This is a genomic window from Citrobacter sp. RHBSTW-00986 (assembly GCF_013783065.1).
GTDB classification, from domain to species: Bacteria; Pseudomonadota; Gammaproteobacteria; order Enterobacterales; family Enterobacteriaceae; genus Citrobacter; species Citrobacter braakii.
On the sequence record NZ_CP056200.1, the window covers coordinates 3,687,207 to 3,710,107 of the forward strand.

General features: G+C 57.6%; 20 protein-coding genes. 7 read left to right on the forward strand and 13 right to left on the reverse strand.

Annotated elements, in window-relative coordinates:
- Positions 1 to 43: 43 nt before the first annotated feature.
- On the forward strand, positions 44 to 1,018 hold the full coding sequence (gene hemB, locus HV345_RS17970; RefSeq protein ID WP_181635887.1) for a porphobilinogen synthase: 975 nt from the start codon (positions 44 to 46) through the stop codon (positions 1,016 to 1,018).
- Positions 1,019 to 1,096: 78 nt separating this feature from the next.
- Here hemB and tauD read toward each other — a convergent pair whose 3' ends face one another.
- The 4 genes from tauD to tauA are packed head-to-tail and all read right to left on the reverse strand — an operon-like array spanning position 1,097 to position 4,516.
- Positions 1,097 to 1,948, reverse strand: coding sequence for a taurine dioxygenase (tauD, locus tag HV345_RS17975; RefSeq protein WP_049042258.1), 852 nt, complete (start codon positions 1,946 to 1,948; stop codon positions 1,097 to 1,099).
- Positions 1,945 to 2,775, reverse strand: a complete 831-nt coding sequence (gene tauC / locus HV345_RS17980; RefSeq protein ID WP_181635888.1) for a taurine ABC transporter permease TauC — start codon at positions 2,773 to 2,775, stop codon at positions 1,945 to 1,947. The genes tauD and tauC overlap by 4 nt, the downstream gene beginning before the upstream one ends.
- Positions 2,772 to 3,539 carry a taurine ABC transporter ATP-binding subunit gene (gene tauB, locus HV345_RS17985; RefSeq protein ID WP_016155825.1) on the reverse strand — a complete coding sequence of 256 codons (768 nt, stop codon included), beginning with the start codon at positions 3,537 to 3,539 and terminating at the stop codon, positions 2,772 to 2,774. Before tauB ends, tauC begins: the two co-directional genes overlap by 4 nt.
- A 14-nt stretch (positions 3,540 to 3,553) precedes the next feature.
- Positions 3,554 to 4,516 (reverse strand): taurine ABC transporter substrate-binding protein, encoded by a 963-nt coding sequence (gene tauA, locus HV345_RS17990; RefSeq protein ID WP_049042255.1) that lies wholly within the window; start codon positions 4,514 to 4,516, stop codon positions 3,554 to 3,556.
- A gap of 256 nt (positions 4,517 to 4,772) precedes the next feature.
- On the opposite strand from tauA, the gene HV345_RS17995 reads away from it, so the two are divergent.
- From HV345_RS17995 to fbpC, 6 genes are all read left to right on the forward strand, one after another.
- Entirely contained in the window at positions 4,773 to 5,402 is a 630-nt protein-coding gene (locus HV345_RS17995) for a response regulator transcription factor (RefSeq protein ID WP_029139427.1), read from the forward strand.
- Positions 5,402 to 6,943, forward strand: a complete 1,542-nt coding sequence (locus HV345_RS18000; RefSeq protein ID WP_053389831.1) for an MASE1 domain-containing protein — start codon at positions 5,402 to 5,404, stop codon at positions 6,941 to 6,943. Before HV345_RS17995 ends, HV345_RS18000 begins: the two co-directional genes overlap by 1 nt.
- An 85-nt stretch (positions 6,944 to 7,028) precedes the next feature.
- Positions 7,029 to 8,333: an MFS transporter family glucose-6-phosphate receptor UhpC gene (uhpC, locus tag HV345_RS18005; RefSeq protein WP_049042254.1), complete on the forward strand. Its 1,305-nt coding sequence runs from the start codon at positions 7,029 to 7,031 to the stop codon at positions 8,331 to 8,333.
- Positions 8,330 to 9,361 (forward strand): ABC transporter substrate-binding protein, encoded by a 1,032-nt coding sequence (locus HV345_RS18010; protein WP_049042253.1) that lies wholly within the window; start codon positions 8,330 to 8,332, stop codon positions 9,359 to 9,361. The genes uhpC and HV345_RS18010 overlap by 4 nt, the downstream gene beginning before the upstream one ends.
- Positions 9,362 to 9,430: 69 nt before the next feature.
- Positions 9,431 to 11,509 carry an iron ABC transporter permease gene (locus tag HV345_RS18015; RefSeq protein ID WP_181635889.1) on the forward strand — a complete coding sequence of 693 codons (2,079 nt, stop codon included), beginning with the start codon at positions 9,431 to 9,433 and terminating at the stop codon, positions 11,507 to 11,509.
- A gap of 11 nt (positions 11,510 to 11,520) precedes the next feature.
- A complete protein-coding gene (gene fbpC / locus HV345_RS18020) occupies positions 11,521 to 12,567 on the forward strand; it encodes a ferric ABC transporter ATP-binding protein (protein WP_016151981.1) in 1,047 nt (348 codons plus the stop codon).
- A 69-nt stretch (positions 12,568 to 12,636) separates the two neighbouring features.
- Here the strand turns inward: fbpC and mmuM are convergent, their stop codons facing one another.
- The 9 genes from mmuM to HV345_RS18065 form a co-directional block, all read right to left on the reverse strand.
- The gene (mmuM, locus tag HV345_RS18025; RefSeq protein ID WP_181635890.1) at positions 12,637 to 13,578 is read right to left on the reverse strand and encodes a homocysteine S-methyltransferase; all 942 of its coding nucleotides are present in this window, start codon (positions 13,576 to 13,578) and stop codon (positions 12,637 to 12,639) included.
- Positions 13,565 to 14,968, reverse strand: coding sequence for an S-methylmethionine permease (gene mmuP / locus HV345_RS18030; RefSeq protein ID WP_181635891.1), 1,404 nt, complete (start codon positions 14,966 to 14,968; stop codon positions 13,565 to 13,567). Before mmuP ends, mmuM begins: the two co-directional genes overlap by 14 nt.
- Before the next feature lie 274 nt (positions 14,969 to 15,242).
- Positions 15,243 to 16,454, reverse strand: a complete 1,212-nt coding sequence (mhpT, locus tag HV345_RS18035; protein ID WP_047418400.1) for a 3-(3-hydroxy-phenyl)propionate transporter MhpT — start codon at positions 16,452 to 16,454, stop codon at positions 15,243 to 15,245.
- Positions 16,455 to 16,522: 68 nt separating this feature from the next.
- A complete protein-coding gene (mhpE, locus tag HV345_RS18040; RefSeq protein WP_047416960.1) occupies positions 16,523 to 17,536 on the reverse strand; it encodes a 4-hydroxy-2-oxovalerate aldolase in 1,014 nt (337 codons plus the stop codon).
- On the reverse strand, positions 17,533 to 18,483 hold the full coding sequence (gene mhpF / locus HV345_RS18045; protein WP_046275615.1) for an acetaldehyde dehydrogenase: 951 nt from the start codon (positions 18,481 to 18,483) through the stop codon (positions 17,533 to 17,535). The genes mhpE and mhpF overlap by 4 nt, the downstream gene beginning before the upstream one ends.
- Positions 18,480 to 19,289 (reverse strand): 2-keto-4-pentenoate hydratase, encoded by an 810-nt coding sequence (mhpD, locus tag HV345_RS18050; protein WP_016151974.1) that lies wholly within the window; start codon positions 19,287 to 19,289, stop codon positions 18,480 to 18,482. Before mhpD ends, mhpF begins: the two co-directional genes overlap by 4 nt.
- Before the next feature lie 9 nt (positions 19,290 to 19,298).
- A complete protein-coding gene (gene mhpC, locus HV345_RS18055; RefSeq protein ID WP_019076124.1) occupies positions 19,299 to 20,165 on the reverse strand; it encodes a 2-hydroxy-6-oxonona-2,4-dienedioate hydrolase in 867 nt (288 codons plus the stop codon).
- A gap of 28 nt (positions 20,166 to 20,193) precedes the next feature.
- Positions 20,194 to 21,138 carry a 2,3-dihydroxyphenylpropionate/2,3-dihydroxicinnamic acid 1,2-dioxygenase gene (mhpB, locus tag HV345_RS18060; protein WP_181635892.1) on the reverse strand — a complete coding sequence of 315 codons (945 nt, stop codon included), beginning with the start codon at positions 21,136 to 21,138 and terminating at the stop codon, positions 20,194 to 20,196.
- A gap of 1 nt (position 21,139) precedes the next feature.
- Positions 21,140 to 22,804, reverse strand: a complete 1,665-nt coding sequence (locus HV345_RS18065) for a bifunctional 3-(3-hydroxy-phenyl)propionate/3-hydroxycinnamic acid hydroxylase (protein ID WP_181635893.1) — start codon at positions 22,802 to 22,804, stop codon at positions 21,140 to 21,142.
- Positions 22,805 to 22,901: the final 97 nt, after the last annotated feature.

The following is a 22,901-nucleotide window of genomic DNA, read 5'->3' on the forward strand; positions in this document are numbered from 1 at the left end:
CGGGTATACTACGGCCTTCGATTCCACAAACATCAGGCATACCATGACAGACCTAATCCAACGCCCTCGCCGCCTGCGCAAATCACCTGCGCTGCGCGCAATGTTTGAAGAGACAACACTCAGCTTAAATGACCTGGTGTTGCCGATCTTTGTTGAAGAAGAACTCGACGATTACAAAGCTATCGAGGCCATGCCCGGCGTGATGCGCATTCCAGAGAAGCATCTGGCGCGCGAAATTGAACGCATTGCTAATGCAGGCATCCGCTCGGTTATGACCTTCGGCATTTCCCATCACACCGATGACACCGGCAGCGATGCCTGGAAAGAAAACGGTCTGGTGGCGCGCATGTCGCGTATCTGTAAGCAGACCGTACCGGAGATGATCGTCATGTCCGACACCTGCTTCTGTGAATACACCTCGCACGGTCACTGCGGCGTATTATGCGAGCACGGCGTTGATAACGATTTAACCCTTGCCAATCTCGGCAAACAGGCGGTCGTTGCCGCCGCTGCGGGCGCAGATTTCATCGCCCCTTCCGCCGCAATGGACGGCCAGGTGCAGGCGATTCGCCAGGCGCTGGATGCCGCGGGCTTTACCGATACCGCGATCATGTCCTACTCCACCAAATTTGCCTCTTCTTTCTATGGCCCATTCCGTGAAGCCGCAGGTACCGCGCTGAAGGGCGATCGTAAAACCTATCAGATGAACCCGATGAACCGTCGGGAAGCGATCCGCGAATCGCTGCTGGATGAAGCCCAGGGCGCAGACTGCTTGATGGTCAAACCGGCTGGCGCATACCTCGATATTCTGCGCGATATCCGCGAGCGCACCGAGCTGCCGATTGGCGCTTATCAGGTCAGCGGTGAATACGCGATGATCAAGTTTGCAGCCCTTGCGGGTGCAATAGATGAAGAGAAAGTGGTGCTGGAAAGCTTAGGCTCGATCAAACGCGCTGGCGCGGATCTGATCTTCAGCTACTTCGCACTGGATCTGGCTGAGAAAAAAATCCTGCGCTAATCACTTTGTTGCCTAATGACGGCTTCGCTTTACCGGACCTACAGGTCGTAGGCCCGGTAAATGAAGCGTCTCCGATAATCACCCCGCCCGAAAAAACGGCTTGTCTCCCAAAATTGTCGCCCGGTGCATAATGCGCCGCAGGGGCAGATAATCCGCATTCGCATAATGCTGCGTCACGCGATTATCCCAAATCGCCACATCGTTGGGCTGCCAACGCCAGCGCACCTGGAACTCCGGTTTAGTGATATGCGCGAACAAAAAGCGCAGTAACGCCTCGCTCTCTTTTTCCGTCACATCGACAATTCGCGTGGTAAATCCTTCATTCACGAACAGCGCCTGCTTCCCGCTCACTGGATGCGTGCGCACCACCGGATGCAGCAGGGGCGGATGCTTTGCCACCGCCTCCAACCAGCGCTGATGCTCCTCTGGCGTCTGGCGGTATTTATATTCCTGGAAGGATTTACGAAAATCATGCTCTGCCCGCAGGCCGCTCAGCAACTGGCGAAACGGCTCAGATAATGCGTCATAAGCGGCAATCCCGCTGGTCCACAGGGTGTCTCCCCCGGTCGATGGCAGCTCTTTTGCCGCCAGAATCGCGCCCGCTGGCGGCGTGTCGATAAAGGTCACATCGGTGTGCCAGTTGTCGTTATCCGGCGGATTATCGTTATGAGTATCCAGCACGATAATCTCTTCAACCCCTTCGGCATGCGGATAGACAGGGTGAATATGCAGATCGCCAAAACGCAGCGCCAGCGCCCGCTGTTGTTGCGGCGTAATCACCTGCTCACGCAGAAACACCACCTGATGGCGCAGTACGGCGTGATAAAGCTGTTCAAACTGATTATCGCTCAGCGGGCGCGTCAAATCCGCACCGGTGATTTGTGCGCCAATGTTCGGCCCCAGCGGGGTAATGCTCAGACGTTCACTCATTGTACTTCTCCATGCCAGGGCGTCAGGCGGCGCTGAAGCGCGCGCAGACCCAGTTCTAAAATAAACGCGATAACGGCAATCACCGCGATCCCCGCCAGCACCACATCCGTTGCCAGAAACTCACCGGCTGACTGCACCATAAATCCTAAACCTCGCGTGGCGGCAATCAGCTCTGCTGCCACCAACGTCGACCAGCCCACGCCAAGCCCGATACGCAACCCTGTGAGTATCTCCGGCAATGCCCCCGGCAAAATAACAAACCACAGCACCTGCGTACGACTGGCTCCCAGCGACTGTGCGGCACGCACTCTCACCTGCTGCGCGCTTTTAACCCCCGCCAGCGCCGACATCGCTACAGGGGCGAAAATCGCCAGATAGATCAGCAGGATCTTGGAGGTCTCACCAATGCCAAACCAGATCACCATCAGCGGCAAATAGGCCAATGGCGGAACCGGACGATACAGTTCAATGATCGGATCGAGAATGCCGCGCATCGTCGGACTCAGCCCCATAGCGATCCCAACCGGAACGCCGAGCAGTACCGCCGCCAGCAGCGCGATAACAATACGCGTCAGGCTCGCCGCCAGATGCTGCCACAGCGTGGCATCCATAAACCCCTGCGGCCCGGCAATAACCATCAGTTTTTGCAAAACCTGGCCCGGCGGGGGTAAAAACAGCGGACTGATTAACTGCAGCGCCGCCACCGTCCACCACACCGCCAGAATGACGACCAGCGTACCGAAGCTTAAGGTAAACTGCCGCGAGAACGGCCAGCGCCAGTTCAGCGCGCGCTGGCGACGGGGTTTATCATTAATCACCACGCTCATGAGAATGCCTCCCGTTGTTCAAAGACACGACCTAACACATACTCGCGCATGGCGATAAACTGCGGGTCGGACTTAATGCTGCGGCTCGGCTCTCCGGCCACAAAGCGACGAGCGAAATTCAGCGGCAGACGCTCCAGTACCCGGCCAGGGCCTGGCGACAGCAATACCAGCTCCGTTGCCAAAAAAACGGCTTCTTCAATATCGTGGGTAATCAACAGCACCTGTTTGCCAGTCTCATGCCACAACTTCAGCAGCAGGGTTTGCATCTGCTCGCGGGTAAAGGCGTCGAGCGCGCCAAAGGGTTCATCCAGCAACAACAGCTGCGGGTTGGCAGCCAACGCCCGCGCAATACCGACGCGCTGACGCTGACCACCAGAGAGCTGCCAGATAAAACGTTTTCCCGCATCCTCCAGCCCAACTTTCTGCAACATCTCCCGCGCGATTCGTTGACGTTGGGGCTTCTCCATCCCCGCCAGTTGCAGCCCGAAGGCCACGTTGTCCTGCACGTTGCGCCAGGGCAGCAGGCCTTCGTTCTGGAACACAACCCCGCGCTCTGCGCCTGGACCTTCAACTTTGTTGCCCGCCAGCATAATGCTGCCATGCTGATACGGCACAAACCCGGCAATCAGATTTAACAGCGTGGTTTTTCCGCAACCAGAAGGTCCGAGTACCACCAGCAGTTCGCCACTATCGAGCGTCAGGTTGATATCTTCCAGCACCGGTTTTCCACCGTAGCTGGCGGCAAGATGAGAGATTTGCAGCATCAGCGCCTCCTTATTTATTGCACGAAGCGATCGGTCACATACTGGCTGTAATCCGTCGCGACGGCGGGGACTTTGCCCTGCTCTTTGAGGAACTGCGCGGTGTCGATAATTGCTTTATTCACCGGGCCGGTTAGCTCAGCGGTTTGCTGTTGTGCCGTCAAATAGGTGTTACCTTTCACCAGGCCCGGCACATCCGCCTCCGGTACGCCACTCAAACGCGACAGTTTGCTGATATTCTCCGGCTGTTTCAGCCATTCATCGGGATTAGCGATATAAGGCTGCTGGGCGTCGATGGCGCTTTTGGCAAAGGCTTTCACCACCTCAGGATGCTTCTCGGCAAAATCTTTGCGCACCACCCACACGTCCAGCGTCGGTGCGCCCCACTCGCCAACCTGCGATGAGTCGGTTAATACCTTGCCATCTTTTTCCAGCGCGTTTACCGCAGGCGCCCAGACATAAGCACCATCAATATCTCCGCGCTGCCAGGCGGCAATAATCGCGGGTGGCTGCAGGTTCACAATCTCCACCTGCCCTGCTTTGATACCCCAGTGTTTCAACGCCGCCAGCAGGCTGTAATGGGTAGTGGAAATAAACGGCACGGCAATGCGCTTACCAATCAAATCTTGCGGTTTACTGATGTTTTTCTTCACCACCAGCGCTTCAGAATTGCCGAGTTTTGACGCCAGCAGGAAAACCTCAATAGGCACCTGCTGGCTGGCAGCGACCGCCAGCGGGCTGGAGCCAAGATTACCGATCTGCACATCACCGGATGCCAGCGCACGGACGATGCTCGCACCGCTGTCGAATTTGCGCCAGTCAACGGTAGCCCCGCTCTCTTTAGCAAAGGTGTTATCCGCCTGCGCCACTTTGGCGGGTTCAGCGGAGGTCTGATAAGCAACGGTGACGTTCACCGCCTGTGCCTGAAATGCGATGAATGCCAGTGCGGCAAGTAGTGCGTTACGCGATGAAATAGCCATGATTGTCTGCTCCCCTGTCTTGTTATGGGGGCAGTATTTCGTTGCGGCACAATTTGATAAAGGAATTAAAAATTCTGGCTAATAGCGATCTGTTTTTAGAAAAAAAGCGGCAATGCTTAGCCCGGAAATGCATTTGATTGCAGGCCGGCAAATTATTGCGATTTTGTTACATTCGTTACATATCCGCGCCACGGGGATTGCCAGCGCGGCGCTGGCAGGCATCATAGATGCCATTGTCAGGCAAGAGAGCAAGATCATGATTCATGTTGTGCTGGTGGATGACCATGTGGTGGTGCGTTCCGGCTTTGCGCAATTACTCAGTCTCGAAGACGATCTCAACGTTGCTGGCCAGTACAGCAGCGCGGCACAGGCGTGGCCTGCATTACTGCATGATGACGTCAACGTTGCGGTGATGGATATCGCCATGCCGGATGAAAATGGCCTGAGCCTGTTAAAACGACTGCGGGCGCAGAAGCCCGGTTTTCGCGCCATTATTCTCAGCATCTATGACTCACCCACGTTTGTGCAAAGCGCACTGGATGCCGGTGCCAGCGGTTATCTGACCAAACGCTGCGGGCCAGAGGAACTGGTGCAGGCGGTACGATCGGTTGGTATGGGCGGGCATTACCTGTGCGCCGACGCGCTGCGGGCGCTACGCGGCGGCGAACAGCCCGCGCAGGTACTGGAGGTATTGACCCCGCGCGAGCGCGAAGTGTTTGATCTGCTGGTCAAAGGCGACAGCGTAAAAGAGATCGCCTTCAAGCTCGACCTCAGCCATAAAACGGTGCACGTTCATCGTGCGAACGTGCTGGGCAAACTGCAATGCCACAGCACCATCGATCTGGTGCATTTTGCACTCGACCACCAGTTGCTGACGGGGCATTAATGTCACGCAGCCTTCGTCATGGGGTTATTTCTCTGTTTATTCTGCTGGCCTGGGGATCGGGCTGGCTGATGCTGTGGACGCTGGGGTTTTACCTGACCCACAACGGCCAGCAGGCAGCGCTATTCCTGCCGCACGGCGTCTATCTCGCCCTGCTAATCCTGCTTTCTCGCCGTTACTGGCCCGCGCTGGTACTGCCGCCGGTGCTGATGCTGTTCTGGCTGCACAGCGAGCAATTAGTGAATGGCTATATCCTGCTAGTTGCGCCGTTGATTAGCCTGATACCGGCGAGTATCGGCCAGTCATACTGGCACCGCTTCCCCCTTTACTGGCAGCGCTTAACGCTGCTGTTGGCCGCGGTGACGATCACGTCATTGCTCAATACCCTCCTGCTTTCACCGTTTATCCAAAGCCCGGCAACGTTAATTGGCCTGGCGTCGTTTACCGGCGGCGTGCTGCTGACGCCGTTTGTCTATCTGATCTATGAATTTCTGCGCCAGCAGCACCGCTATCATTTGCTCGGACTGGATACCACCAATCCCCCCCTGCGTACCTCGCTTATCATCTGGTGCAGTCTGTTTTTCATTATTGGCATAGGTACCCAGATGGTGCTGTCACCGGAGATCGAGCGCCTACTGCTAATCGTAGTGTTCTTACCAAACGTGGTGATGGCGTGGAAATTTGGCTGGCAGGGCGGCGTGTTGTCCGGACTGCTCGGCAGCATGATGATCACCATCGCCCGGCAAATCGGCGTCGGGTTCAGCAATTTACTGGAGCTGGAGATTTTCCTCGCCACCCAGGCGCTGCTGGGCATAGGGCTGGGGATCGCTATCAGCCGCCAGCAGCATCTGGCGCAAAACCTGCACCATTATCGCCAGCGTCTGGAAGCCGAACTGGCAGCGCGACGCGCGCTGACCGAACAACTGATCCGCACCGAGGAAAATACGCGCAAAAGCCTGGCGCGGGAGCTACACGACGAAATTGGTCAGAACATCACCGCCATTCAAATTCAGTCGCAACTGGTCAAGCGCGCGCCGGGTCGCGAGCAAACGCTTGAAGCGGCAAATCAGATCAACGACCTTGCCCGGCGCATTCACCACTCCACCCGCCAACTGTTGCGCCAGCTGCGGCCGCCCGCGCTCGATGAACTGGCCTTTAAAGATGCACTGCATCATCTGGTGAATGAATTTGCCTTTGCCGAACGCGGCATTCGCTGTTGGTTTGACTATCAGCTTGAAAATACGCCAGAAAATGAAACGGTGCGTTTCACACTGTATCGCCTGCTGCAGGAGTTGCTCAATAACGTCTGTAAACATGCCGACGCCAGCGAAGTGTCGATTACGCTGCGCCAGCAGGAACACCGCGTGTTTCTGCACGTCGCTGACAACGGCGTAGGTATTCTCGCGGAGAAAATCCCCGGGTTCGGTATCCAGGGGATGCGTGAACGGGTTAGCGCCCTTGGCGGCGAACTGACGCTCGAATCGAACAACGGCACGCGGGTAATTGTTAACCTGCCCACAAATTTGCAACAAATCAGCCGTTAACCAGGAAAAAGTCTTAGTCACTGCGGACTTTATCTCATCCCATTTTGCTTTCACTTTCCTATAGTCAGCACAAACGGAGGCTGCCATGCATGCACGTGCATCACGCGAGACAGACCAACAATACCGGGCGCTACGCCCCCGGCTGCTGATGTGTATGGTGATTGGGTACGCCGCGTTTTATCTGACGCGCAAAAGCGTTAACTACGTCCTCCCGGCGCTGCAAACGGATCTGGGTCTGGATAAAGGCGATATCGGCCTGCTGGGATCGCTGTTTTATCTGACCTATGGCCTGTCGAAATTCACCGCCGGGCTATGGCACGACAGCCACGGACAGCGCGCGTTTATGGGCATTGGCCTGTTTGCCACCGGCGTTTTAAACGTGCTGTTCGCCTTTGGTGAATCGCTGACGCTGCTCCTGGTGGTCTGGACGCTGAACGGATTTTTTCAGGGCTGGGGCTGGCCACCCTGCGCCCGACTATTGACCCACTGGTACTCGCGCAACGAACGCGGCTTCTGGTGGGGCTGCTGGAATATGTCGATCAACATCGGTGGGGCCATCATTCCGCTGATTAGCGCCTTTGCCGCCCACTGGTGGGGCTGGCAGGCAGCCATGCTGGCGCCGGGAATAATCAGCATGGCGTTAGGCGTCTGGCTCACCCTGCAACTGAAAGGCACGCCCCGGGAAGAAGGCTTACCCACGGTTGGGGAATGGCGGCAAGACCCGCTGGAGTTGCGTCAGGAGCAGCAAAGCCCGCCGATGGGGCTGTGGCAAATGTTACGCACCACCATGCTGAAGAATCCGATGATCTGGCTACTCGGCGTGTCATATGTGTTGGTCTATTTGATCCGCATTGCGCTCAACGACTGGGGCAACATCTGGCTGACGGAAAGCCACGGTGTGAACCTGCTCAGCGCCAATGCCACGGTAATGCTGTTTGAAGTCGGCGGCTTGCTGGGGGCGCTGTTTGCCGGATGGGGTTCGGATCTGCTGTTCAGCGGTCAGCGTGCGCCAATGATTTTGCTGTTCACACTGGGGCTGATGGTCTCCGTCGCCGCGCTGTGGCTGGCGCCGGTGCACCACTACGCGCTACTGGCAGTGTGTTTCTTTACCGTGGGCTTTTTTGTGTTTGGCCCACAGATGCTAATTGGCCTCGCGGCCGTGGAATGCGGACATAAAGCGGCGGCAGGTTCAATTACTGGTTTTCTCGGGCTGTTCGCCTATCTGGGGGCCGCGCTGGCGGGTTGGCCGCTGTCGCTGGTCATAGAACACTACGGCTGGTCGGGAATGTTCAGTTTGCTCTCGGTTGCCGCTGTCTTTATGGGTTTATTGCTGATGCCATTGCTCATTGCGGGCATTCCCCCTTCTCTCAGTCAAAGGATAAAACAATGAAACTGACGCTTACCTCTACCCTAATTGCCTCCGCTCTGACGCTGGCAGCCTTCAGCAGTGTAGCTCAGGCGCAGGGTCGTCTGGTGGTGTATTGCAGCGCCACCAACGAAATGTGCGAAACCGAAACCAAAGCCTTCGGTGAAAAATATGATGTGAAGACTTCATTCATTCGCAACGGCTCAGGCAGTACGCTGGCGAAAGTGGATGCCGAGAAGAAAAACCCGCAAGCGGATGTCTGGTACGGTGGTACGCTGGATCCACAGTCCCAGGCCGGTGAAATGGGGCTGCTGCAGCCGTATAAATCACCAAACCTCGAACAAATCATGGAGAAGTTTCGCGATCCGGCAAAAGTGAAAGGCAACCTCTCCTCGGCGGTTTATGTCGGTATTCTGGGCTTTGGCGTCAATACCCAGCGCCTGAAAGAGAAAAACCTACCGGTGCCAAAATGCTGGAAGGATCTGACCAAACCGGAATACAAAGGCGAAATCCAGATTGCTGATCCGCAAAGCTCCGGTACCGCCTATACCGCACTGGCGACCTTTGCCCAACTGTGGGGGGAAGATCAGGCCTTTGACTACCTGAAACAGCTCAACGCCAACGTCTCCCAGTACACCAAATCCGGCATTGCCCCGGCGCGTAACGCCGCCCGTGGCGAAACGGCTATCGGCATCGGTTTCTTGCACGACTACTCGCTGGAAAAAGAACAGGGCGCACCGCTGGAACTTGTCTCACCGTGCGAAGGTACCGGTTATGAAATCGGCGGTGTCAGCATCCTGAAAGGCGCGCGTAACCTCGATAACGCCAAACTGTTCGTTGACTGGGTACTGTCGAAAGACGCGCAGGAGCTGGCGTGGAAGAAAGGTAAATCCTATCAGATCCTGACCAACACCACCGCCGAGACGTCCCCTAACTCGCTGAAGCTCGACGACCTGAAGCTTATCAATTACGACATGGATAAGTACGGCTCGACCGACGTGCGTAAAGCCCTGATCAATAAGTGGGTCAGCGAAGTGAAGATGGGTAAATAACCCCAGATTTGCGTTCATTTGCCGGATAAGGCCTTAACGCCATATCCGGCCTGAAATACCGGAACCGCTATGTCACACACACTTGCACTCCATCCCGTGAAAAAACGGGATGCGATATTTCTTTGGATTTTACTCGGCTGGCTGGCGTTTGCCCTGCTGCCGAGCTGGAGCCTGGACTACGGTCTGCTGGAGTCGACGCGCGAAGAAATTCTCGCCGCCTACGGCTGGTCACAGTTCAATATCAGTTGGCTCTGGTATCTGCTGCCAAGCCTGCTGCTGGTGCGCCCGTTCCATGAAGCCAGACGCGAACAGCGCAGCCGCCATTATTTTGACGCGGGCTGGGCGTTTTTCTGTATGGCGTTTATCGTCGCCAGCGCGACTATTGAGGGACGCGGCTTAGGCTATGCCACCATCGTGCTGTTTGTGTCACTTGGCGCGATCATGACCCTGGCGCTCACCCGTCTGGAATGGCTGGGTGGCGACCGTTTCGTCATCGGCTCGCTCACCGCGATTGTCGCGCTGATCGGTATTTTTATCGTCTGGCCAAGTATCGCTATTTTCATTCCGATGTTCACCAACGACGCCGGAGAATTTGCTCCGCTGGCGTTTATGAATGTGCTGTCGCAGGCGCATATCATTCAGGTGATCCTCAACTCGATTATGCTGTCGATTGCCGTCGGCGTCGGCTGTACCTTCTTTGGCCTGGTGCTGGCTATCTACACCACCCGTATTGCGAAACGCAGCGCCATTATCGGACGAATTTTCTCGATTCTGCCGATCGTCACCCCGCCGTTTGTTGTGGGTTTAGGCGTAACGCTGATGATGGGACGCTCCGGTTACATCACCGAATTTATGGTCGAATGGTTTGGTTTGACCAACACCAACTGGCTGTACGGTTTTACCGGCATCTGGCTGGCGCAGGTGCTGGCCTTCACTCCGATGGCGTTTATGATCCTCGACGGGGCGATCAAAACCATTCATCCGTCGCTGGAGGAGGCGTCATACACCCTGCGCGCCAGCCGCTGGCAAACCTTTAACGGCGTGTTTGTCCCGCTGCTAAAACCGGCACTGGCAAACGCCTTTTTAATTGTGGTGGTGCAGTCGCTGGCCGACTTCAGTAACCCGCTGGTGCTTGGCGGTAACTTCGACGTGCTGGCAACGCAAATCTACTTCTACATCACCGGTTCCCAGCTCGACTACCAGGCCGCCAGTACGCTGGGTGCCTTCCTGTTGCTGTTCTCGCTGCTGGTGTTCTGCGTGCAGTACATGTGGATTGGTAAACGCTCGTACGTCACCGTTTCCGGTAAATCCTATCGGGGCGACGTGCAGCCGCTGCCGGTAACGCTGGTATGGAGCGTGGTCGCGCTGCTGGCGGTGTGGATTGCCTTTAACGCCCTGCTCTATGGCAGCATTTTCTACGGCAGTTTCACCGTAAACTGGGGCGTGGACTACACCCTGACGCTGGCGAACTTTACCAAACTGTTCGGTCAGGGAATGAGCGACGGCGCGTGGCCTTCACTGCTCGACACCCTGCTCTACGCCGGGATTGCCGCGCCGATCACCGCCATCTTCGGCCTGCTGATCGCATGGGTTGTGGTGCGTCAGCAGTTTAAAGGCAAAAAGACCATCGAGTTCACCACTATGCTGTGCTTTGCCGTTCCGGGCACCGTAGCGGGCGTATCGTACATTCTGGCCTTTAACAGCGCCCCGGTATACCTCACCGGCACCGCCGCCATCGTGATTATCTCAATGGTAATGCGTAATGTCCCGGTCGGTATCCGGGCGGGCATTGCGGGCTTAGGCCAAATCGATAAATCGCTGGATGAAGCCTCGCTCAGTCTGCGCGCCGGTTCCCTGCGCACTATTACGCACATCCTGTTGCCGCTGCTGCGCCCGGCGATCCTCTCAGCGCTGATCTACAGCTTTGTGCGCGCCATTACCACCGTCAGCGCCATTGTGTTCCTCGTCACGCCGGATACCCGCGTGGCCACGGCCTACATCCTGAACCGCGTAGAAGACGGCGAATACGGCGTGGCGATTGCCTACGGTTCCATTTTAATCGTGGTGATGCTGGCGATTATTTTCATCTTTGACTGGCTGATCGGCGAATCACGTACCTCCCGTTCAAAAGCCAAAAACCAGGCGTAATGGAGCGCACTATGACTCAGAAAAATTTCGTTGAACTGCGCAACGTCACTAAACGATTTGGCAGCAACACGGTTATCGACAATATCAATCTCACCATTCCGCAGGGGCAAATGGTAACGCTGCTCGGCCCGTCCGGCTGCGGTAAAACCACCATCTTGCGTCTGGTTGCCGGGCTGGAAAAACCGAGCGAAGGACAAATTTTCATTGATGGCGAAGACGTTACCCATCGTTCTATTCAGCAGCGCGATATCTGTATGGTGTTTCAGTCATATGCCCTGTTCCCGCATATGTCGTTAGGGGAGAACGTCGGTTATGGCCTGAAGATGCTCGGCGTGTCGCGCGCGGAGGTGAAAACCCGCGTCAAAGAGGCGCTGGCGATGGTGGATCTGGAAGGATTTGAAGACCGCTTTGTCGATCAGATCTCCGGCGGTCAGCAGCAGCGCGTGGCGCTGGCCCGTGCGTTGATCCTCAAACCGAAAGTGCTGCTGTTTGATGAGCCGTTAAGTAACCTGGACGCCAACCTGCGTCGCAGCATGCGCGACAAGATCCGCGAGCTGCAAAAGCAGTTTGATATCACCTCGCTGTACGTCACCCACGATCAAAGCGAAGCCTTTGCGGTTTCCGATACCGTACTGGTGATGAACAAGGGACACATCATGCAGATCGGCTCGCCGCAGGATCTCTATCGCCAGCCCGCCTCCCGCTTTATGGCGAGCTTTATGGGCGATTCTAACCTGTTCCCGGCCACCTTCAGCGACAGATACGTTGATATCTACGGCTATCATCTGCCGCGCCCACTGCACTTTAGCGATCAAGGCGAGGGCATGGTAGGCGTGCGCCCGGAAGCGATCACGCTCAGCGACCGCGGCGAAGAGAGCCAGCGCTGCGTGATCCGCCATGTCGCGTATATGGGACCCCAATATGAGGTCACGGTGGAGTGGCACGGACAGGAGATTTTATTGCAGGTCAACGCTACGCGTCTGCAGCCGGACGTCGGCGAGCAGTATTATCTCGAAATCCATCCGTACGGCATGTTTGTGCTGGCGGATGCGGCATAAAGTGTTACCCATGTTTCCGGTTCATACCGTATCGCCATCCGGCAAAAATGCCCGATGGCGGCTTACGTCTTATCGGGCCTGAACTTGAACTTTTAACGCGGCAATATCCGCGGGCGTGGTGCGACAGCACCCGCCAATCAATCGTGCGCCAGCGGCCTGCCACTGTGGCAGATAATCCGCCAGTTGCGCACAAGACTCACCGTGATGATGCCAGGTTTTGCTCGCGGCATCGTACTGCTCGCCGGAATTCGGATACACCACCAGCGGCAGCGCCGTTAAGCCGTGTAAATGCTGCAACGCAGCGGTGGTGTTTTCCAGCGCAATGCAGTTAATGCCTAACGCCACCACCTGCGGATAATCCGCCAGCAACGCGACCACGTCACGCAGCGGCGTACCGTCGCTCAGGTGCTCGCTGTCACGCAGAGTAAATGAGAACCAGGCTCGTGCACGCGGGTACGCGGTCAACAGCTCAGCCAGTGCGCCAATCTCGACAAAATTCGGCAGGGTTTCGCAGGCCAGCAGATCGGCCCCGGCATCCAGCAATGCTTCCACACGCGGGCGATGAAACGCCTGGAACGCCTCGGCGCTGCGCTGGTAATCGCCACGGTATTCAGAGCCGTCCGCCAGATACGCGCCGTAAGGTCCGACAGACCCCGCCACCAACAGCGTACCCGCTTGCGGGTTCTCTGCCAGATACGCTTCACGCGCTTTACGCGCCAGCTCCACGCTTTTGCCAATCAGCGCTTTCGACTGCGCTTCATCCATGCCACGCGCGGCAAAGCCCGCCGGTGTCGCCTGATAGCTGGCGGTGATCGCGCATTGCGCCCCCGCCCGGTAATAATCAAGATGCACTTCGCGGATAAGCTCCGGGTTTTCTACCAGCACTTTGGCTGACCACAGGCTGTCGGCTAAGTTACACCCTCGCGCTTCCAGTTCCGTCGCCATCGCGCCATCCAGTAACAGGACATCCTGTTTCTCAAGGAGAGCGCGTAACGGATTATTCTGCGACATGTTCTGGCTCCTGTTTTGCGTTACGGGGTTGAGTAAGGAAATATGCACCATAGCACAACGCAACAAACGGTAACCCGCACCACAACGCAATTCTCTGCGCTGGATCGAATGCCAGCCCCACACAGGCCACCAGGCACAACACAAATCCTAATACCGGCACCAGCGGATACCACGGCGCACGATAATGTAATGCACTCAATGCCTTACCCTGTTGCAGATGACGGCGGCGAAAAACAAAGTGCGAGGCGCAGATGCTCAGCCACACCGCCACCACCGCAAACCCGGAGATTGCCGACAGCGCGACAAATACCGTGTCCGGGGCCACCACGCTGGAAAACAGCGCCAGTACGCCGCCGAGCATACTGACCGACAGCGCCGTCAGCGGCACGCCGTTTTTCGTTACTCGCCCAAAACAGGCTGGCAGCGTACGTTCATTTGACAGCGACCAGAGCATGCGCCCGGAGGCATACAGCCCGGAGTTCGCCGCAGAAAGAATGGCTGTCAGGATCACGAAGTTAAAAATATCGGCGGCGTACGAAATCCCTACCTTCTCAAACACCAGCACAAACGGGCTTTTCTCCACGCCCGCCTGCTGCATCGGGATCAGCGCCGCCAGCACAAACACGGTGCCGATAAAGAAAATAATCAGTCGCGCGATGGTGGTACGAATCGCCACCGGGATCACCTTGCGCGGATTTTCCGTTTCACCGGCGGCAATACCGATAAGCTCAGTTCCCGAAAAAGCAAAGTTCACCGCCACCATAGTCATCAGGATCGGTAAGCCACCATGCGGGAACCAACCTTCCGCTGTGATATTACTTAGCCCCGGCGCGGGCGAGTCATCCTGCATCGGGATAAAGCCAAAAATCGCCGCCCCGCCGAGGATAATAAAGGCGATGATAGTGACCACTTTCACCAACGAGAACCAGAACTCCCCTTCGGCAAAAAAGCGCGTGGAGATAACGTTCAGGCCAAAAATAATCACACAGAACACCACGCACCAGACCCATACTGGCACCAACGGAAACCAGTACTGCATACAGAATCCGGCAGCGGTAAAACTCGAACCAAGCGCCACGGTCCAGGTCAGCCAGTAGAGCCAGGCCACGGTATACCCCGTCGCCGGGCCGAGATAGCGCGCGGCATAGACGTGAAACGCCCCGGTCTCCGGCATCGCGACCGACAGCTCGCCCAGACACTGCATAACCAGCCAGACCACCAGAGCGCCAATCAGATAGGCCAGCAGCGTTCCCGCGGCCCCGGTAGTGGAGATGATGTAGCCGGTATTGAAGAATAACCCTGTGCCAATCACGCCGCCTAAGGAGAGCATAATCAGGTGACGCGTTTTCATCGTGCGCTTCAGTGGCGCATTTTGTTGTGTTGTTTGCATATAACCTTCCAAACGTATGGACATCTAAACATCCAAAGAAGGTGTGTTATACCGCGTTTGTTAACACAATGCAAAATCAACCCTGCACCAGACGCAGATGACCGCGCCGGGCGCTTAATACCGGGTGGGGGTTAATTATCAAATATAAAAAGGGCCGCCAGCTCATAACGCCTCCGTTGCCAGGCTTTACATAAACTCTGGCAACGTCATCGCCGGCTGGCGTTCACCCGGAAGTGGGAACCGTATCTCCCCACTCATACAACCGAACGATTGCTTATGAGCCACTGGTCGGGATCGGCATCTGCGATTTACGGCTCATCAGGAAAAATACCGCCAGCCCTGCCAGTAAAATGCCCGGCGCAGAAGCCGCCATCACGCCTACCGTTCCTGTGCCGAGCGCTAACATTTTTCCTGCCAGCAGCGGGCCGCTCATCGCCCCCAGACGCCCAACGGCGACGGCGGTACCCACGCCTGTCGCGCGGATCTGCGTGCTGTAAAACAGCGGAGCCAGCGCATACAGCACGCTTTGTCCTCCAGTGGCAAACATCCCCGCCACAAATCCAGCCATCAGCATACCGCTCAATGACGACACCGTCCCCAGCGCCAGCAGCGAAGCCAACATCCCGGTGTAGATCAGAAGCGACATGACCACCGGGCGCAGTTTGTCCATTAACGCCCCGAGAATTAACGTGCCGCTGGCTGCGCCGATTTGCAGAGCAAACATCACGCCAGCCGCCTGCGAGGGCTGAAAGCCCTGCTCCACCAGCAGCATCGGCAGCCAGTTGATCAGCATATACACCACCAGCAGGGTGAAGAAATAGCACAACCACAGCAGCAGCGTGGCTGTCGCGGTAGCAGGTGCGAACAGGGCGCGCAACGGCGCGGCGGCCACCTGCGTTTGCTGGGCATAAACCTGTGATTCTGGCAGCCAGCGTATCAACAACGGCACCAGCAGCAGCGGGATCACTCCGCCAACCCAGAACACCGTTTGCCAGGCGGCGGCCAGACCGCTAAACCCGAGCGCCGCCGCTAACGCCGCACCAATCGGCACGCCGCAGTACATCAGGCTCACCGCCGTACCGCGAAAACGCGGGCCCGCCGCTTCGGAGGTCAGCGCGATCAGATTCGGCAACGCCGCGCCCAACCCGACGCCGGTCATCAGACGGGCAAACACCAGCGACGAGAAATCCCAGGAAATCGCCGTCGCCAGCGAGAACAGGCCGAACAGCGCCACGGAGGCAATAAGAATACGCTTGCGGCCATAGCGATCGGCCAGCATGCCGCCCACCAGCGCGCCGGGCAGCAGCCCGAGAATGCCCGCACTGAAGATCCAGCCCATCTGCATTTTATCCAGCGCAAACGCCTGGGCGATACCGACGGCAGCGATCCCGGCAGCCTGTAGATCCAGCCCTTCCATCAGGGCAACTAAAAAGCAAAGCCCGACGGTTAACGTCAGGCGGTAAGATGTGGGGGTACGGGTAGTCATAAGATGTACCTCTGAGGTCACGATGCAGGTGAGTCGCGGCTGATACGTTGCCAGCCGCGTAATCATTTTTATTTGCTATTGCGCAGATCCAGCGCCACGTCGACGATCATATCTTCCTGGCCGCCCACCATTCGGCGTTTGCCCAGTTCAACCAGAATATCGACCGCGCTCAGGCCATAACGCGCCGCCGCCACTTCGCAGTGACGCAAGAAGCTGGAGTACACCCCGGCATAGCCCAGTGCCAGCGTTTCGCGATCCACCCGCACCGGACGGTCCTGCAATGGACGCACCAGATCGTCGGCGGCGTCCATCAGCGCATACAGATCGGTGCCGTGCTGCCAGCCGAGCTTATCCGCAGCGGCGATAAACACTTCCAGCGGCGCGTTGCCCGCGCCAGCGCCCATACCCGCCAGGCTGGCGTCGATACGGTCGCAGCCCTCTTCCACCGCAGCTATCGAGTTCGCCACGCCGAGACTCAGGTTGTGATGCGCATGCATTCCGGTTTCTGTCTCTGGCTTCAGCACCGCTTTCAGGGCGCGGAAGCGGGCGCGAATATCGCTCATATTCATCGCCCCGCCGGAATCGACCACGTAGATACAAGTCGCGCCGTAGTTTTCCATCAGCTTCGCCTGCTGCGCCAGATTCTCCGGCGTGATCATATGGCTCATCATCAGAAAGCCGACGGTATCCATGCCAAGCTCACGCGCGTACTGAATATGCTGGGCCGACACGTCCGCTTCGGTGCAGTGGGTCGCCACGCGCACCACTCGCGCGCCGGCCTGATACGCGTTTTTCAGGTCATGAAGAGTGCCGATGCCCGGCAGCAACAGCGTGGCGATCTTTGCGTGTTTGACCACGTCTGCTGCCGCTTCAATCCACTCGAGATCGCTGTGCGCGCCAAAGCCGTAGTTAAAGCTGGAACCTTGTAAACCGTCGCCGTGGGCCACCTCAATAGAATCAACCCGCGCGTCGTCCAGCGCTTTGGCAATCTGGCGCACGTTTTCCAGCGAATACTGGTGACGAATCGCATGCATACCGTCGCGCAGGGTCACGTCAGAGATATAGAGTTTTTTACCGTTCATGCTGCTTCTCCTGCCTGACGGGTGAGTGACTGCGCCATCTGCTCAGCGGTCGCCAGCGCGCTGGAAGTCATAATGTCGAGGTTGCCCGCGTAGGCGGGTAAATAGTGCGCCGCACCTTCCACTTCCAGATACACCGCGGTTTTCAGCCCGGAAAACTGACCAATACCCGGCAGATTCACCGGTTTATCCTGCGGGATGACTTCAAACTGGACGCGCTGTTTCAGGCGATAGCCCGGCACATACGCCTGCACCGCCGCCGCCATGTCATTAATCGACGCTTCAACTTCAAGCTGGGAGGCCGCTTCGCTCAACACATACACCGTGTCGCGCATCATCAGCGGCGGCTCAGCCGGGTTAAGTACGATAATGGCTTTGCCTTTAGCCGCGCCCCCCACCACTTCAATCGCCTTCGAGGTGGTTTCGGTAAACTCGTCGATATTGGCGCGGGTGCCCGGTCCCGCAGATTTACTGGCGATCGAGGCGATAATTTCGGCGTAATGGACTTTTGCCACGCGAGAAACCGCCGCCACCATCGGGATGGTCGCCTGCCCGCCGCAGGTCACCATATTGACGTTCTGCTGGTTAACGTTGGCCTCCAGATTCACCACCGGGACGCAGTACGGGCCGATCGCTGCGGGCGTCAGGTCGATCAGACGGATCCCCGGTTTTACGGCGCGCAGCGCGGCGTCATTTTTCACGTGCGCGCCCGCGCTGGTGGCATCAAACACGATGTCGATGTCAGCGAATTCTGGCATCGCAAGAAGCCCCGTCACCCCTTCATGGGTGGTGGCAACGCCCATACGCCGGGCGCGTGCCAGACCGTCGGATTGCGGATCAATCCCCACCATCACCGCCATCTCCAGACGTACGCCGTGACGCAGAATTTTAATCATCAAATCGGTGCCGATGTTGCCAGAGCCGATAATGGCGACTTTACGCTTACTCATGACTGACTTCCTTTTGTAACCGCCGCTGAAAAGGTGGCGGCAACTGAACCAATACCGTCGATATGGGCTTCAAAACGATCGCCCGCATTCACCGCCACCATCGGGCCTAACGCCCCGGTGAGAATAATGTCCCCGGCACGCAGCGGCTCGCCGAGGCTGGCCATTTTGCGCGCCAGCCACACGGCGGCGTTGATTGGATGTCCCAGACATTCGCTACCGCGCCCGCTGGAAACCTCTTCGTTATTGCGCGTCATTTTCATCGCGCAGTTTTTCAGATCTAATCCTGCCGGACGTTGTGCCGGGCCGCCGACCACATACACGCCACAGGAGGCGTTATCCGCCACGGTATCAACAAACTTGATCGACCAGTCGCGAATACGGCTGCCGACCACTTCCAGCGCGGGTAGCACCCACTCGATGGCGTTGTACAGCTCGTCAAAGGTGGTATCGGCATTGGGCAGATCGCGGTTCAGCACCAGCGCAATCTCCGCTTCAATACGCGGTTGTAGCACGCGGGCAAACGCAATGGTGTCGTTGTCGCCGTAGCACATGTCGGCGAACAGCGTGCCGAAGTCCGGCTGATCGACGCCCAACTGCTGTTGCACTTTCGGGTGCGTCAGCCCCACTTTGCGCCCGACGACGCGACGCCCTCGCGCCACGTCATACTGCACATTGATACGCTGAATGGCGTAGGCCGCTTCGGCGTTATCCACGCCGATCAGTTCACGCAACGGGGCGATAGCGTCCCCTTTTTCCTCAGCCTGACGTAAATCGGCGGCTAACTGCTCAAGATTAAGATTCGTCATGTCCGTTCCTTAAGGGCGTGCGAGGAAGTTCAGCACCAGCTGGTTAAAAGCATCCGCATGTTCCCACTGTGCCCAGTGCCCGCAGTCGCGGTAGATGTGCAGCTCAGACCCGGCAATCCCGGAGAGCAGGCGCAGGCCGGCGTCCATCGGCACGAAGCGGTCGTTGCGTCCCCAGACAATCAGGGTCCGGGCTTTGATTTCCCCCAGGCGCGGGCTGAAATCCGGAAACTGTTTCGGGTTGGCTTCAAGGCTGTGGACAAAGTTTTCCAGGTGATCGCGACGCGACAGCATGTTATTCAGACGCGCCTCAAACAGCGCCTCGGTCAGGTCGCTGGTGTCGAAGACAAAGATCTCCATCATCAGCTTCAGGTTCTCGATGGTCGGTTCGCGGTACAGCTGATTCAGGCGCTTGATGCCTTCGGTCGGCATCGGGGTAAACAGGCTCATACCCCCCGTCCCGCCGCCCATCAGCACCAGCTTGCCCACACGCTCCGGCCAGCTCAGGGTGAACGCCACGGCACTGTGGCCCCCCATCGAGTTGCCCAACAGATGGATTTTCTGAATATCCAACTGATCGACCACGCTTTTCAGGATGCGAGCATTAAGATCGGATCGCGAACCGCGGTTAACGATGCCATCGCTTTTGCCCCAGCCAGGACAATCCAGCAGGATCACCCGGTATCCAGCCTCCACCAGAGGATCGATATTGCGGCTGAAGTTCGCCCAACCCGTCGCACCCGGACCAGATCCATGCAACAGCACGACGGTCTCTTCGCCCTGCCCACAGTCATTGAAATGCACGCGCAGCGTTTCGCCTGCTTCCTGCACCTGCAGAAAACGACTGGTTGCGGCTTCGGTTTGCGGTTGGTAAGTCATGATGTTCTCCTGCATATTCAGTTCTGTTTCAGTTCTGTGTGGTGGCGCTCAGGGAGCCGAATCCAGCGATCCACTCTGGGATCGGGCGGTAATAACGGCCTTCGCTGCGCCAGTTGCCAAAGGCAGAAATAGCGGCGAAGGCAGCAACCCAGGTTTTAACTTCGTGCGTTGATTTGCCCGCCATCGCGGACAGTTCTTCGTTACTGACCGCGTCCAGCTCCTGCAAACGTCCCTGTTCAAGCAGCGTCATAAAGCGGTTATCCCAGACAGGGTTAAGCGGATGCAGCGTGTTTTGATCGGCCACAAACTTCTCAGCAGCGCTGATCACCCGCTGCTGGCGCAGCTCGCGCTCGTTTTCAGGCAGTTGTTTGCCGCTGCCGAGCAGGCGGTCGCGCATATGGGCATCGGCCTTCGCCAGCTCCGGGACCGGCGGCTGATGCGACAGGCCGCCGGAGCCTAAAAACAGCACACGCTGATTCAGCGAGCTGGCGAATCGGCCAATCGCTTCACCGAGCATGCGGGTACGCAGAAAGCCCGGCAGCGGCGTGGCGACGCCGTTAATAAACACCGGCAGCACCGGCACGTTATCCAGACCGCCGAGCAAAAACTCCAGCGGCTGCGCGAAGCCGTGATCGACCTGCATGTTGTAGGACACGGCGAGATCGATGCCGCTTTTCATTACCGCGTGGGCGCAGGCTTCAGCGAGCTCTGTCGGCACCGGCAGTTCCCCCGCCGCGCTACCGAAATCGCCGATCGCCGTAGCGCCTACGCCTAAACAGAACGGCGGCATCACGTCGTAGAAAAATCCGTTGTAGTGATCGGGGGCAAACAGCACCACCAGTTCAGGGTCGAACGCCGCAATACGTGCCCGGGCGCTGGCGATCACACCGTTAACCTCGTCGAGCACGGCCTGCGCCGGGTCGACGTAACCCACCAGCGGCGAGTGGGAAAGACAGTGAAGATAAGCGTGCATATCAGGCCACCTTTTCAGCGGGAATGTGGGCATTAACGCGGGTGAGCGTCATCACCGACGCCAGTTTATTCAGGGTACTACCCAGGGTTTGCGGAATGGCGATGGCGGCCACAAAGCGGTCCGGGCGTATCACCACCAGCGCGGCGTTGTGCTGGGCAAACCACGCGCGCAGGCGGTTTTGCGTATCGCCAATGCGGGTAACGCCGTCGTGGTTATCCTGATCGGTTTGTATCTGTGTATCCGGCACCACCTGTATAAACTGCGTCCCCAACGCCTGCCACTGTTGGATCTGCGCCTCGCTCATGCCCCACAGCGGGTTACAGCCCCAACCGATCACCGCGAAATTCGGTCCGATGACGTTGTCGAGCAGCGTCACTTCACCTGATTCCAGCGTTACCTTCGGCTGGATAAACATCTTGCCAACGGGAGAGGTTTTCGCGTCGCCTTCACGCACCAGCGCCCCGGCGTGGTACTGCGGCATCGGCTTAAAGCGCATTTCAAGGAGGTAGCGTTTGACCGGCGGAATGTAGTTCAGCAGCCAGGAAACCCCGTCGCGCACCGCGCCGTGCCAGCGTTTCGGCGGCGCAAGTACGTTGCCTGCGGTCACCGAGAGATCGATCATCGCTTTGGCGTGGTCGCGGCGTTCCTGCTGGTAGGTATCCAAAAGCGCATCACCGGCTTTACCCTCAATCACCAGCGCCAGTTTCCACGCCAGATTGAAGGCATCGCGCATGCCACTGTTGTACCCCTGCCCCTGCCAGACCGGCATAATGTGCGCCGCATCGCCCGCCAGCAGCACGCGATCAATGCGAAAACGTTCGGCCAGACGTGCGTTATGGGTATATACGCGCTGGCGGATCAGCTCGACGTTGTCCGGGTTCGGCAGCACTTTGCTCAAAAGCTGGCGCATATTCTGCGGTTCGCTGAGCTGCGCTTCGGTTTCCCCTGGCATTACCATAAATTCAAAGCGGCGCACCGCGTGCGGCAGCGCGGCGGAGACATACGGGCGCACCGGATCGCAGCACAGATACACATGCGGCGTGCTGAGCGGATCGTTAGCGATATCCACCACAATCCACTGATTCGGCGCGGTTTTGCCTTCAAATGGCACATTCAGCGAACGTCTGACGTTGCTGGCCCCACCGTCGCAGGCCACCAGCCACTGAGCTTTCACCGTTTCACGCTGGCCATCCGGCGCTTTCAGGTTCAACGTCACTTCACCATTTTGCTGGCTGAAAGCTTCCAGTTCGCGGGAGAACAGGCAGCGCACGTTGGGAAAACGCGACAGCCCTTCCAGCATCACCGCGTCCACCTGCGGCTGAATAAACGCGTTGCGGCGCGACCAGCCAAATTCGTCGGTCATCGGCTGGATATCAGCAAAACAGCGCCCTTTCGGGGTGAGAAAGCGCATCGCATGCCACGGCGTGGTGTGCGGCAGAACATTTTCGACCAGACCGACGGACTGCATGGTGCGCAGCGCTTCATCGTCAATGCCGATGGCGCGAGGATAGTCGATAAGGGTATCGAGCTTCTCCACCACCAGCACCTCAATGCCCATCAGGCCAAGATAGTTCGCTATCATCAGCCCTACCGGACCGGCTCCGGCAATCGCTACCTGCACGGTGTGCTGCACAGCGGGTTGGATATCTGGATTTATTGTTGTCATTTCAGAACCTCACTACTCGGACAAAATGCAATTGCAGACCCTGGTGAGGCGCAATTGTTTTTTTTGTTAAAAGAATGTGAATAATTTTTTATTGTGC

Bases quoted from the DNA above. Each gene is read 5' to 3' on its own strand.
- uhpC (WP_049042254.1), top strand. From the start codon at position 7,029: ATGCATGCACGTGCATCACGCGAGACAGACCAACAATACCGGGCGCTA.
- mhpC (WP_019076124.1), bottom strand. From the start codon at position 20,165: ATGACTTACCAACCGCAAACCGAAGCCGCAACCAGTCGTTTTCTGCAG.
- tauD (WP_049042258.1), bottom strand. From the start codon at position 1,948: ATGAGTGAACGTCTGAGCATTACCCCGCTGGGGCCGAACATTGGCGCA.
- mhpD (WP_016151974.1), bottom strand. From the start codon at position 19,289: ATGACGAATCTTAATCTTGAGCAGTTAGCCGCCGATTTACGTCAGGCT.
- HV345_RS18065 (WP_181635893.1), bottom strand. From the start codon at position 22,804: ATGACAACAATAAATCCAGATATCCAACCCGCTGTGCAGCACACCGTG.
- HV345_RS18000 (WP_053389831.1), top strand. From the start codon at position 5,402: ATGTCACGCAGCCTTCGTCATGGGGTTATTTCTCTGTTTATTCTGCTG.
- tauA (WP_049042255.1), bottom strand. From the start codon at position 4,516: ATGGCTATTTCATCGCGTAACGCACTACTTGCCGCACTGGCATTCATC.
- tauB (WP_016155825.1), bottom strand. From the start codon at position 3,539: ATGCTGCAAATCTCTCATCTTGCCGCCAGCTACGGTGGAAAACCGGTG.
- HV345_RS18010 (WP_049042253.1), top strand. From the start codon at position 8,330: ATGAAACTGACGCTTACCTCTACCCTAATTGCCTCCGCTCTGACGCTG.
- hemB (WP_181635887.1), top strand. From the start codon at position 44: ATGACAGACCTAATCCAACGCCCTCGCCGCCTGCGCAAATCACCTGCG.
- HV345_RS17995 (WP_029139427.1), top strand. From the start codon at position 4,773: ATGATTCATGTTGTGCTGGTGGATGACCATGTGGTGGTGCGTTCCGGC.
- HV345_RS18015 (WP_181635889.1), top strand. From the start codon at position 9,431: ATGTCACACACACTTGCACTCCATCCCGTGAAAAAACGGGATGCGATA.
- fbpC (WP_016151981.1), top strand. From the start codon at position 11,521: ATGACTCAGAAAAATTTCGTTGAACTGCGCAACGTCACTAAACGATTT.
- mhpF (WP_046275615.1), bottom strand. From the start codon at position 18,483: ATGAGTAAGCGTAAAGTCGCCATTATCGGCTCTGGCAACATCGGCACC.
- mmuM (WP_181635890.1), bottom strand. From the start codon at position 13,578: ATGTCGCAGAATAATCCGTTACGCGCTCTCCTTGAGAAACAGGATGTC.
- mhpT (WP_047418400.1), bottom strand. From the start codon at position 16,454: ATGACTACCCGTACCCCCACATCTTACCGCCTGACGTTAACCGTCGGG.
- mhpE (WP_047416960.1), bottom strand. From the start codon at position 17,536: ATGAACGGTAAAAAACTCTATATCTCTGACGTGACCCTGCGCGACGGT.
- mhpB (WP_181635892.1), bottom strand. From the start codon at position 21,138: ATGCACGCTTATCTTCACTGTCTTTCCCACTCGCCGCTGGTGGGTTAC.
- mmuP (WP_181635891.1), bottom strand. From the start codon at position 14,968: ATGCAAACAACACAACAAAATGCGCCACTGAAGCGCACGATGAAAACG.
- tauC (WP_181635888.1), bottom strand. From the start codon at position 2,775: ATGAGCGTGGTGATTAATGATAAACCCCGTCGCCAGCGCGCGCTGAAC.